Origin of the sequence: Vibrio sp. IB15 (assembly GCF_016406055.1) — a bacterium.
GTDB lineage: Bacteria > Pseudomonadota > Gammaproteobacteria > Enterobacterales > Vibrionaceae > Vibrio > Vibrio chagasii.
This window is the reverse complement of the sequence record NZ_JAEFCE010000094.1, coordinates 1-11,573: the sequence shown is the minus strand read 5'-3', so window position 1 is coordinate 11,573 and position 11,573 is coordinate 1. Positions and strand designations below refer to the sequence as shown.

The window sequence follows — 11,573 nt, the reverse complement described above, 5'->3', positions numbered from 1 at the left end:
CTTCTTGAAGATAAAAGCGGCTTTCCCCGGAAAGCCGCGATGAACCTTTTTTTATCTGTAACTTGCTTAGTACATCATCGGTAGTGTCATTAGACCAACAACTACCGCGATCATTACAAGTCCTTGTCTTTGCGAAGATGAAATCATAACACTACTCCTAAATTTGGTTGTCTCTCGCTATGTTTTAAAGAATAGCACTACTTATGGCTTTAGATCAAGAATTACTTTCGAAGGCCCCAAAAGTAGTAGAAAAGTATTGCCATATGGCTTTTTTTGGAGTGTTTAAGTGTGGTTTTTGGTGTGTTCTTATTTTGTTCGTTGTGATTTATGTTTGTTCTAAGTTGATTTAAGTTGTTGTTTTGTAATGGTTGTCTTGTTTGATTTATATTGTTAATGGTTGTTAAATTGTATTAATGAGGCTTGGTGCTTTGTGGGTGGGAATTTGGTGGTTTTTAAGGTTTTTGCTTTGATTTTTGTGGTGGTTTTTACATGGGGCTTGAAAAAAACTGACAAAACTAGTCATTTGAAAAGTAACTTTCCCACTTTATAAGTCTAGGTTGGAATGACGTTTTTATTTTCCAGTTAATCTATGTTTTTTATGTCTAAGTATCTGTTAATAAATGACTTGTCTGTTTTTTATTTTACTTTTTAAAGTCGATAATGGGCGTTTTTTAGGGGCGAAGAAGGAAATCTTAAGAGAATAACTAGGTTAAAATGGGATCTGGCTTCTCTAAGCGAAGTTTAAGAGGGTTTTATAATGATTTGCTGCAGTTTTAAACGAATCACCATTCTCGAATCGTTAATTGCGACGACTTCAATCTAAAGGTGTTCTTTTTAGTGGAAGCGTAATCAAGATCCAATTTTGAGGGGCTGAGGCTTTACATCAATATTCGTGTGCCTAGACTGGCGACGATTTAAAGTAATAGGGCAAGTGGTATGTGGAGTTGGTTAGCGGTTTCCTTATCTGGTATCGGAGCAGTAGCAGGAACGAAACAAGGACATATCGGTCAGGCCTTATCGTATAAGGTATTTACCTTTGTATTATTAGCGATCATTGCTTTAACTCAGTCTGTTGTTGCTGACTATACGTATTGGGTCGTTGCTGGCCTGGCGATCTCGGCGATCGCAGATGTATTTCACACCCTCACGCAAAAACGTCCCCTATATTTTGTTTGCTTTCTGCTAGCTCAACTCTGTTATAGCAAAGCCTTTTGGTTGCAGCTGTCTGGAGAAATGGTCTGGTGGTTGTTCGCCTTACTCTTGGCTGCTTGTGTTGTGGCTTTCTTCTTACTGCTACCACGTCTAGATAAACTTGTTTTCCCAGTTGTGATTATGGGGATTGTACTTATTCAGTTAACTTGGGCTTCTGGTGAGGTTTGGTTGCTTGACCCTAAGTTATCGCACGCGGCTGGATTTGCAGGTTGTAGCGTATTGCTGCTCTCGGCACTGGCTTATGCACTTAACTGTTACCGCAGCCCAATCAAAAGTGCTTACTTCTGGGTAACGGGCAGCTACTTTCTCGCCCATGCGCTTATCGTCGCCTCTCTGACCATTTAGGGTAGAGCGTCTCCAAGCCTGAGCTATATCAAGGCAGCTTCACTCAAACTCGGTACTCTACGTGTAATTCATTAAACATGAGATTGAGTTATGACTACCGAAATTCACGCACACAACGTTTTAAACCTACTCAGTGAAAAGCCTCTGACTCGAGAAGAGCTGACACAAGAACTGGCTCAGATGTATGGCACTGAAGCTCGTTTCCATACTTGTAAGCTTAATGGTCTCGATCTGGATGGCTTGCTGAAGTTTTTCCTGAAGATGGAAAAGGTCGTGCTTGTCGATGACAAGCTGTGCACGAATCGCGAGCGTGTGTGTAATCACTAATCTTGAGTGATTTGAGAGTGGATGCATTTGTGGTATCCGCTCTGTCTATTCTTACCTGTTTGTTCTCGTTAACGTGCTGCAATGACATAAGTTAGTCTGCTGATGACTGCGTTCGAAAATCAATGTTGAGGCTGCTATACTCCGCGCACCTTCGCTTTTCGAGACAAACTTATGGAAATCTTATCTGCAGCAACCATGCTGTTTCTTATCATGGACCCGCTTGGCAATCTGCCAATCGTGCTCTCTATCCTTAAGCATATTGATCCGAAGCGTCGCCGTATTGTTCTGATTCGTGAGCTGATGTTCGCACTGGTTATCTTGCTCCTGTTCTTGTTTGCGGGTCAAAGCATCATGAACTTCCTACACGTACAGCCTGAAACCTTGAGCATCTCTGGCGGTATCATTCTATTTATCATCGCGATTAAGATGATTTTCCCGAGCGCAGGCAGTATTACAGGGCTTGCTGCAGGTGAAGAGCCGTTTATCGTGCCGATGGCGATCCCAATGATTGCTGGTCCGTCTGTTATTGCCGCATTGATTCTTCTTGCGACACAACATCCAGACAACATGCTTGAGCTTTCAGCCGCTGTAATGCTGGCGTGGGGCGCTACCTTCTTCATTTTGATGTTTAATGGTTTCTTCTTGCGTGTATTAGGTGAGAGAGGGCTGAAAGCGATCGAGCGCCTGATGGGTTTGTTACTTGTTATGCTGTCGACTCAAATGTTCTTAGACGGTGTGAAGGGTTACATGTCTTAGTAGCGTTATCATTATTCAATAAAAAACGCCGCTCAACTGAGCGGCGTTTTGGTATCTGTTGCTTGGTAACAGCTTTCGATTACATCATGTACTTACGACGGATATCGAGTAGGGCGAAGATTCCAAAAATCAGAATGGACCATTTTTCCCAACGCGTCATTTCGATTTTATCGCCGAAGGCACCGATAAAGATCAGCATCTGTAAGCCGTGCATAAAGAACAAGAACGCTGTCATGATGTAAAGCGCAATTGCGGCATTACCAGGGAACGGATGGAAAATGTTGACGATCAACACAAACCATACAAAGGCGATAGCGGCTTTGGCTAATGGAAGCAAGATATTCATTCAATCATTCCTATTCTTCAGTGATTCGGTTGAACAGTCGGTAGCTCGACTGGCCAGTTGTCTTATCGCGGTGCAGCTCCCAGTTTTCTGGCATCGCTTCTAGCTTGAGTTCTTTCTCTGTTTCGACGTAAATAATCGCGTCGTCCGCAAGCCAGCCATTGCTCTCAAGTAGCTGTACCGTCTCTGCTAGCAAGCCTTTACGAAATGGTGGATCAAGGAATACCACATCGTAAGGTGTTCCTGGCTTTTTGAGGAAAGATATAGCATCAGTATTTACCACATTGATGTTGTCTGCTTTGAGCTCTTTAGCATTATCAGAAAGCTGCTTAGCGGCCTTTTGATTCATTTCGAGCAGTGTCACCATTTTTGCTTGGCGAGAAGCTGCTTCAAAACCTAAACCACCAGAACCTGCAAATACATCTAAGCAGGTCGAATTTGGGATATCTTGTGCGACCCAGTTAAAGAGTGTCTCTTTTACTCGGTCAATGGTTGGGCGTAAGCCTTCTAAATCATGAACGGGCAGCTTTCTACCTCTCCATGAACCACTAATAATTCGAACAAAGCCACCGGAAGGCTTTTTTTGTGATGTGTTTTGCTGGCGACGTCTTACCATAGATTTTTTGACCGCTAATAAAGTGATACTATACCGAGCCCAATTTAAGTTGGTTCGAGTATTAAATAAATTTGCAATGACAAAGTGTATCAAGCTAAAAGCAAACTTATCACTGCTTTGTCATTTTTCTTTACTATTCGTTTGTACAAGCTTGTATTGTATAACAATAGCAAAGAGTCGACGTGCATTAAGCCAATACAGCTAATTAGTAGATCTAGGAAACTCCTCTGATGACGGAAAAAAAGAAGCGCGGATTATTATCGTGGCTTGGTTTTGGTGAAGAAGAACAAAGCCCAAAAACTCAGAATGAAGCGAACGTAGAAAACGTTGAAGATCAAACTGAAGTTGAATCACAAGTCGAGGCTGAACCAGTCGCGCCTGAAGCGGAAGCCGCTCAGTCAGTAGAATCTCAGCCTGATGAGTCAGAGCAAACTCTGGAAGAGGCTCAAGATGAGCAGCAACCTGTCGCAGCAGAAGCAGAAGCAGAAGCAGAAGCAGAACAGGAACAAGAAGTGGTTCCTCAAGCTCAGGTTGAAGAAGTACAAGAGAAGCCAACAGAAAGCTTCTTTGCTCGCCTTAAGCGTAGCCTAAGCCGTACTAAAGCAAACATTGGTGCAGGCTTCTTTGGTTTGTTCAAAGGCAAGAAAATCGATGATGATCTGTTTGAAGAACTAGAAGAGCAGCTGCTGATCGCGGATGTGGGCATGAACACCACAGTTAAGATCATTGAAAACCTGACAGAAAAAGCATCTCGCAATGACCTAAAAGATGGCGAAGCGCTTTATGGTCTGCTGAAAGAAGAGATGGCAGACATCTTAAGCCAAGTGGAACAGCCATTAGTGGTTGATACTACGAAAACGCCTTACGTTATCTTAATGGTTGGTGTGAATGGTGTTGGTAAGACAACCACTATCGGTAAGCTAGCGAAACAATTCCAAAACGAAGGCAAGAAAGTGATGCTAGCGGCGGGTGATACTTTCCGTGCCGCAGCTGTTGAGCAACTTCAGGTTTGGGGTCAGCGTAACGATGTGCCGGTTATCGCTCAACACACAGGCGCAGACAGTGCATCTGTTATCTACGATGCGATTGAAGCTGCTAAAGCTCGTGGCGTGGATGTTGTGATTGCCGATACAGCGGGTCGTTTGCAGAACAAGAGCAACCTGATGGAAGAGCTACGCAAGATTGTTCGTGTCATGAAGAAGATTGATGACTCTGCACCGCACGAAATCATGCTAACACTTGACGCTGGTACAGGTCAGAATGCTATCAGCCAAGCGAAACTGTTCAGTGAAGTTGCACCAGTAACCGGTATTACGCTAACTAAGTTAGACGGTACTGCGAAAGGTGGTGTGATTTTCTCAATTGCCGACCAGTTCCAGATTCCAATTCGTTACATTGGTGTTGGTGAAGGTATTGATGATTTGCGTCCATTTGAGTCAAAAGACTTCATTGAAGCTCTATTTAGCCGCGAAGAGTAACGCGAGTAGCAAAGTGGTTTATCCCTAACCTGCTATCGTTTTAAATTTGATATTAGTGATCGTAAGAGGAATTTTCGGTGATCAAATTTCAGCAAGTGAGCAAAGCCTACCGAGGCGGACGCCAAGCACTCCAAAAAGTGGACTTCCATCTCAAACGTGGAGAGATGGCATTTTTAGGCGGGCATTCCGGTGCAGGTAAAAGTACCTTGCTGAAGTTGATTTGCGCGATTGAGCGCCCGACTGATGGGCGTGTCTGGTTCAACGATCACGATATCACTCGTATTCCTGCTAAAGACATCCCATTCTTACGCCGTAATATCGGGATTGTTTTTCAAGACCACCGCCTGCTGATGGACCGCTCTATCTTTGATAACGTTGCTCTGCCTATGCGTATCGAATCTATTTCTGAAAATGAAATAAAGCGCCGAGTCAGTGCTGCGTTGGACAAGACTGGCTTATTAGATAAAGCACGCTGTTTGCCAAGCCAGCTTTCTGGTGGTGAACAGCAACGAGTGGGCATTGCCCGTGCTGTGGTCAACCGTCCAACTCTGCTGCTTGCGGATGAGCCAACGGGTAACCTAGACCCTGAGTTATCTAACCGCGTTTTGCGATTGTTTGAAGAGTTTAACCGTGCCGGTGTGACTATCATCCTAGCAACGCACGATATCGGGTTAGTGAACACTCGCCCTCAATACCGTCATCTTGAATTAAACCAAGGCTTTTTGAGTGAGGTTGAAGACTATGGCCGCTAATAAGCGCATCAAAAAACCTCAATCTAATCGCGCTGCAAACCGCACTTCAAGTGATGGTTTCTTCGTGGTGCATTGGAAACAAGCTAAATCATCGTTCTCTCAGATGTGGCAACGTCCGTTGGGCAACTTACTGACCCTTGCGGTTATCTCTATGGCTTTAGCAATGCCTGCGTGTTTGTACCTACTAGGCAAAAACGTAGGTGAAGTGGCAAAAGATGTCACAAGCCCGTCACAAATTAGTGCTTATGTAGAGGATGGTATTCCCGAGCCTCGAGTGATGGTGCTTAAAGATGAAATCGAGAGTTGGGATCAAGTTGAGCTGGTGGAGTACATTTCACCTCAACAAGGGCTTGCTGACCTCAGCCAGTATTCTGGCTTTGATGATGCCCTAACTATTCTCGACGATTATTCACTGCCAGGTGTGTTAGTGATAACGCCAAGCGTACAAAGCGATGCTCAAATCAAAGAGCTGGCAGGCCAAGTTAAAAAACAAGAATTAGTGACCGATGTTCGTTTGGACGAAGATTGGTTAGCAAGATTAGACGCGATTAAAGCGCTAGCCGCTGTCATTGTGATTACCTTAACGGTATTGATGTTAGGCGCTGTGTTTTTGATTATCGGCAACACACTACGATTTAATGTGTTGGCGCATAAAGAAGAGATTCAAACCATGAAGCTGATTGGTGCCACCGACAGCTACATTCTTCGACCATATTTATATTCTGGTATGTGGTTCGGTGTATTAGGTTCGGTTAGCGCGTGGGTAATGACGGCATTAATTACCGTATTACTGAACAGCGCGGTGGATGACTTGGCTCAGCTTTACGACAGCCACTTCCGTTTAATTGGCCTAAGCTGGGATGAATCTTTATTGCTTTTGATCGTTGGAACCCTGCTGGGTAGTGTGGCTGCGAAGCTTTCTGCACAGCGTCACCTAAAAGAAATTGAACCAGTTTAGGTGAATAGAGTCATATTTAGACGAAAAATAGGCACTTCTTAACCAGTTTTTGCCTTGTATAGACGAATTGATTATGCATAATTACTTCCCCCTTCTTGAAACCTGTTCATTTTAGGTTCAAGATTGTCGGGTTTTAATAGATGTACTACTCCAGATCAGAGATTGATGAGGAACCGAATGGCAAACCAAGCGTATCAAATGGCTTTAGTCACACAAGATAGTTTAGACAGCTATATCCGCTCAGCGAACAGCTACCCAATGCTGACCCCTGAAGAGGAACGTGGACTTGCAGAGCGATTACATTACAAAGGTGAGATCGACGCTGCGAAAGGCTTGATCCTTTCACACCTACGATTCGTGGTGCACGTTGCAAGAGGTTACTCTGGCTACGGGCTGCCTATGGCTGATCTCGTTCAAGAAGGTAACATCGGTCTAATGAAAGCCGTTAAGCGTTTCAACCCAGAGGTTGGCGTTCGATTGGTTTCTTTCGCAGTTCACTGGATCAAAGCTGAGATTCATGAGTACGTTCTGCGTAACTGGCGTATCGTTAAGATTGCGACAACTAAGGCACAGCGCAAACTGTTCTTTAACCTTCGTAAATCTAAAAAGCGTTTAGGTTGGTTTAATAACGGTGAAGTTGAGACAGTCGCTCGTGAACTGGGTGTTGAGCCCTCTGAAGTTCGTGAGATGGAATCTCGCTTGGCAGCGCAAGATGCAACGTTTGAAGCACCAATGGATGACGATGACGGCGGTTCTGCTTACACAGCTCCGGTTTACTACCTAGAAGATAAAGCGTCAGACGTTGCTGAAACGGTTGAAGCATCTAACTGGGAGTCTCACACCAATAACCGTTTAGGTCTAGCACTAGCAAGCCTAGATGAGCGTAGCCAACACATTGTTCGCTCACGTTGGTTAGACGACAATAAAGCAACACTACAAGACTTAGCGGATACCTACAGTATCTCTGCAGAGCGTGTTCGCCAGTTAGAAAAGAATGCGATGAAGAAATTGAAACAAGCCGTTGGCGATTTCTAACAGCACTTAGTTTCTAAATAGTAGCTAGCAAAAAACTGAATTTTGAAAAGGCCGAGATCGAGAGATCTCGGCCTTTTTGTTTTGGATCGAATTCTCAACTTTTGTGATCGTAATTTGCAAAATGATTTTGTGGATAACTCTGTGACAAGTTTATTCGTCAGCTGTCTAAAAGCAGGGTGTAGTAAGGCTTTGAGCGTGTTTTTTGAGTGGGGATATGTTTTAGTTAACCCACAGTTAGATCAGGATCATCACTACATGTTGTGGATCTATTTTTTCAAAGGCACTTTATTCACGCAATTCACAGATTTATCCACAAATGGTGTAAAAGTGATCGCTGGTGGATAACCTTATTAAGTGGATGTGATTGTTAGCCTTGGGATAGGTTACAATGGCAGCAAAGTAAATCAGTATAAAAAGAGAAAGTCATGGACCAGTTTAAACATATCGACGTGCAAGGTGCTCAGGCCCTTATTGAACAAGGCCAAGCTCGACTTGTTGATATCCGCGACCCGCAATCTTTCGCGGTTGCTCACTCAAAAACCGCTTATCACCTCACAAACGACACTATGGTCTCGTTTATGGATGAGGTGGAGTTTGAACAACCTATTTTGGTAATGTGTTACCACGGCATTAGTAGCCAAGGTGCGGCACAATATTTAGTGAACCAAGGCTTTGAAGAGGTATATAGTGTTGATGGTGGCTTCGAAGCATGGCACCGTGCTGAACTTCCTGTGATTGCTGGCTAATGACCTTTATCGCTTAAACATCTCTCATAGCATGAATAGGAAATAACAATGATTAGATTGATGGTGTTAGACAATCCACGTCTTGCTCAAGCATTTATTGATTACATGGCTTCTCGCCAGATCCCTATTCAGCTTTCACCTGAAGGAGAAGGGCGCTTTGCGCTTTGGCTGCTTGATGGCCAGTTTCAAGTTGAAACAGAAGCGGAGCTCAACCGCTTCTTGTCGGAACCCAATCATAAACGCTACCAAGCGGCCTCTTGGGATATGGCTGAGACTAGAAAGAGTCACTTCCATTATCACACGCCTAGCTTCATGGGGATGATTAAAGCCAAGGCCGGCCCTGTGACACTTAGCATCATGTTGGTGTGCGTGGTGATTTTTGCACTTCAGCAGATCGGTTTTGGCCAAGCGATTTTCAATGCGTTGCACTTCCCTGCGGTGGACGGACAGCAGTGGCAATTGTGGCGTTGGTTGAGTCATGCCGTGCTTCATTTCTCGGTTATGCACATCGCTTTCAATATTCTGTGGTGGTGGCAACTGGGTGGAGATATTGAGAAAAAGTTAGGTGGTCTTAAGCTACTTCAGATCTTTGCAGTCTCTTCGGCGTTGTCGGGAGCTGGGCAATACTGGGTTGAAGGGGCCAACTTCGGTGGCTTATCTGGTGTTGTGTATGCCCTGGTTGGCTACCTGTGGGTGGTGGGCGAAAAAGCACCGCAACTTGGTTTGGGAATCCCAAGACAGATCGTTGGCTTTATGCTGGTGTGGTTGGTACTTGGGTACATGCAGCCATTTATGGCGATCGCCAATACCGCTCACCTAGCGGGTCTAGCGGCGGGTGTGATTATCGGTTTCGTTGATTCAATGAAAGCGCCGAAATCGGCAAGAAGTTAGTTCCTAGCATCGATAGAAACAAAAAAAGCGGCCAAATGAGCCGCTTTTTTTAGATTCGTTTTATACCCGCTGTTACTGATAGAGGTATTTGGTAAACAGCAAATCCGCAATCAGGGTTTTGCCCGTCTCTGGAAGTAAAATCTTGTTGAGATGCTCAACTAACGTTTTTCTTAAATCTTCACGACCGGACAATGACTTAATCGTCTCTTCGTTTTGTTTGCCCAATAGCTCGATTACTGCATCACGAATCAATGGTTGGTGATGCTCGATGGTTGCTAAATCTTTGCTATTCGCCACCATGATATCGAGACGAACTTGAATGTAGCCCAGTTTTTTACCTTTAGTGTAAAAATTGGTGGTCAGGTCTGGTTCTAGCGTGAAGTAGGCTAGTTTAGGTTCCGATTCCTCTTCTGCGAAACTTGATGCTGAAAAGAGTAGAGTAATCGCAAGAAATATTTGGGCTACATAACGTTTGTGCATATTTGTGACTTTTCTTTAGTTTATTCGCGATATTCGAAACGCATTAGTCTTGTTACAATGAACGGTCTAAATCTAAATACGTTTACAATTCGAAGACGCTTTAATTTTGTTCGAAAGTTGAAGCTTTATTGTACGTGTAAAGTCACCTATTGAATACTAGTATGAATCAGCCAATATCGCTGTATCTTAATTCTTTAATGAATGTAGATTGGCAAAGTACAGAAACATTTGATTTTCCTAATGAAACAACCAAAGAGTGGCTGATGGAGCAAGGTTCTCTTTCCCGTAAGTTGGGTAAGTGTTGCCAACATCTGTCTGTGGAGTTGCTTCACAATCAAGTTGTAGAACGCTCAATTGTGCAACAAGATGAGCAGCACCTTTTATCATCGTCTGATTGCTTACTTCGCAAAGTAATTTTGAATGGGGATGATGAACCATGGGTATTAGGCCGAACCTTAATTCCTCGAGTGACATTAGAAGATCAGCATTCAGACCTTTCTCAACAAGGTAATGTCCCGTTAGGGTTGACCGTTTTTAGTGCGGAGAACGTCGAGCGAGACGCGCTGCAAGTCAGTTGGGTTATCGCTGGCGACGAACGATTACTCGCACGCCGCTCTCGATTATGGATGAACCATAAACCGATGCTTGTAGCAGAACTGTTTTTACCAACATCACCCATTTACTCTAAGGAGAGTGTGTAAATGCTTGCCACCAAAGCGAAAGCGTACTGGCAATTAACGCGAATGAATCGCCCGATTGGTACCTTGTTACTCCTTTGGCCTACGTTATGGTCGTTGATTATCGCCGCACAAGGTATGCCAGATTTGGATGTCTTGGTCGTATTTGTGTTGGGTGTTGTACTAATGCGCTCAGCAGGCTGCGTGATTAATGATTTTGCTGACCGTAAGGTGGATGGTCATGTAAAGCGTACCAAGCAGCGCCCACTGCCGTCAGGTCTGGTGTCGAGTAAAGAAGCCGTTATCCTTTTTTTAGTGCTAGCCGTGATTTCATTCTTGTTAGTACTGACTATGAATCCGCTGACCATTAAGCTATCTTTCATTGGGGTGGGCCTAGCTTTCATTTACCCTTTCATGAAGCGTTTTACGCACCTTCCACAGTTGTTCCTTGGTTTGGCGTTTAGCTGGGCTATTCCAATGGCATGGGCTGCACAAACCAATGAGCTACCAAGTATCGTTTGGTTTATATTCGTGATTAACGCGTTGTGGACGATTGCTTACGACACGCAATATGCGATGGTTGATCGAGATGACGACCTGAAGATTGGTATTAAATCGACGGCGATTTTATTTGGCCGTTTTGACAAACTGATTGTTGGCTCGCTGCAGTTAGTGACCTTAGCGATGTTGATTGCATTAGGCATGCATTACCACCTAGGTGACACCTTCTATTGGGCATTGTTGGTAGCAGGCGGCTTGTTTGTTTATCAACAACACCTGATGCGTCATCGCGATAGAGATTTATGCTTCCAGGCTTTCCTTAATAACAATTATGTAGGAATGGCCGTCACCATCGGTTTGTTCATCACTTTTTGGTAAGCGATGGTTTGATAACAAGAGCATGACCCGTCCTGATATGGGTTGACACTTGATTGACTAAAACGCTCGATGTACTTC

At 44.1% G+C, this 11,573-nt stretch carries 14 protein-coding genes; 11 read left to right on the top strand and 3 right to left on the bottom strand.

Annotation, left to right across the window (positions count from 1 at the left end; translation table 11 throughout):
* The first annotated feature begins 936 nt into the window (after window positions 1-936).
* From JC606_RS22025 to JC606_RS22015, 3 genes are all read left to right on the top strand, one after another.
* A complete protein-coding gene (locus tag JC606_RS22025; RefSeq protein ID WP_198779450.1) occupies window positions 937-1,557 on the top strand; it encodes a lysoplasmalogenase in 621 nt (206 codons plus the stop codon).
* Window positions 1,558-1,647: 90 nt separating this feature from the next.
* Complete coding sequence (locus tag JC606_RS22020; protein ID WP_008221868.1) at window positions 1,648-1,884, top strand: YecH family metal-binding protein; 237 nt, start codon at window positions 1,648-1,650, stop codon at window positions 1,882-1,884.
* A gap of 171 nt (window positions 1,885-2,055) precedes the next feature.
* Window positions 2,056-2,640, top strand: a complete 585-nt coding sequence (locus JC606_RS22015) for a YhgN family NAAT transporter (protein WP_061034238.1) — start codon at window positions 2,056-2,058, stop codon at window positions 2,638-2,640.
* Between the two features lie 79 nt (window positions 2,641-2,719).
* Here the strand turns inward: JC606_RS22015 and JC606_RS22010 are convergent, their stop codons facing one another.
* Entirely contained in the window at window positions 2,720-2,986 is a 267-nt protein-coding gene (locus JC606_RS22010) for a DUF1145 domain-containing protein (RefSeq protein WP_004740523.1), read from the bottom strand.
* Window positions 2,987-2,996: 10 nt separating this feature from the next.
* Window positions 2,997-3,599 carry a 16S rRNA (guanine(966)-N(2))-methyltransferase RsmD gene (gene rsmD, locus JC606_RS22005; protein WP_004740525.1) on the bottom strand — a complete coding sequence of 201 codons (603 nt, stop codon included), beginning with the start codon at window positions 3,597-3,599 and terminating at the stop codon, window positions 2,997-2,999.
* A gap of 230 nt (window positions 3,600-3,829) precedes the next feature.
* Between rsmD and ftsY the strand changes: the two genes are divergently transcribed.
* From ftsY to glpG, 6 genes are all read left to right on the top strand, one after another.
* The gene (gene ftsY, locus JC606_RS22000) at window positions 3,830-5,077 is read left to right on the top strand and encodes a signal recognition particle-docking protein FtsY (protein WP_198779449.1); all 1,248 of its coding nucleotides are present in this window, start codon (window positions 3,830-3,832) and stop codon (window positions 5,075-5,077) included.
* 77 nt (window positions 5,078-5,154) lie between these two features.
* Window positions 5,155-5,829 (top strand): cell division ATP-binding protein FtsE, encoded by a 675-nt coding sequence (ftsE, locus tag JC606_RS21995; protein WP_004740528.1) that lies wholly within the window; start codon window positions 5,155-5,157, stop codon window positions 5,827-5,829.
* Window positions 5,819-6,787 carry a permease-like cell division protein FtsX gene (gene ftsX, locus JC606_RS21990; protein ID WP_004740530.1) on the top strand — a complete coding sequence of 323 codons (969 nt, stop codon included), beginning with the start codon at window positions 5,819-5,821 and terminating at the stop codon, window positions 6,785-6,787. The genes ftsE and ftsX overlap by 11 nt, the downstream gene beginning before the upstream one ends.
* Before the next feature lie 177 nt (window positions 6,788-6,964).
* Window positions 6,965-7,822, top strand: a complete 858-nt coding sequence (gene rpoH / locus JC606_RS21985) for an RNA polymerase sigma factor RpoH (protein ID WP_004740532.1) — start codon at window positions 6,965-6,967, stop codon at window positions 7,820-7,822.
* A gap of 425 nt (window positions 7,823-8,247) precedes the next feature.
* A complete protein-coding gene (gene glpE / locus JC606_RS21980) occupies window positions 8,248-8,568 on the top strand; it encodes a thiosulfate sulfurtransferase GlpE (protein WP_004740534.1) in 321 nt (106 codons plus the stop codon).
* A 48-nt stretch (window positions 8,569-8,616) separates the two neighbouring features.
* Complete coding sequence (gene glpG / locus JC606_RS21975; RefSeq protein ID WP_198779448.1) at window positions 8,617-9,459, top strand: rhomboid family intramembrane serine protease GlpG; 843 nt, start codon at window positions 8,617-8,619, stop codon at window positions 9,457-9,459.
* Window positions 9,460-9,531: 72 nt separating this feature from the next.
* On the opposite strand, the gene JC606_RS21970 is transcribed toward glpG, so the two are convergent.
* Complete coding sequence (locus JC606_RS21970; RefSeq protein WP_004740536.1) at window positions 9,532-9,939, bottom strand: flagellar basal body-associated protein FliL; 408 nt, start codon at window positions 9,937-9,939, stop codon at window positions 9,532-9,534.
* Between the two features lie 161 nt (window positions 9,940-10,100).
* Here JC606_RS21970 and JC606_RS21965 point away from each other — a divergent pair, with 161 nt between their 5' ends.
* Both JC606_RS21965 and ubiA read left to right on the top strand, forming a co-directional pair.
* Window positions 10,101-10,640: a chorismate lyase gene (locus tag JC606_RS21965; protein WP_198779447.1), complete on the top strand. Its 540-nt coding sequence runs from the start codon at window positions 10,101-10,103 to the stop codon at window positions 10,638-10,640.
* Entirely contained in the window at window positions 10,641-11,495 is an 855-nt protein-coding gene (ubiA, locus tag JC606_RS21960; protein ID WP_008224247.1) for a 4-hydroxybenzoate octaprenyltransferase, read from the top strand.
* Window positions 11,496-11,573 lie beyond the last annotated feature (78 nt).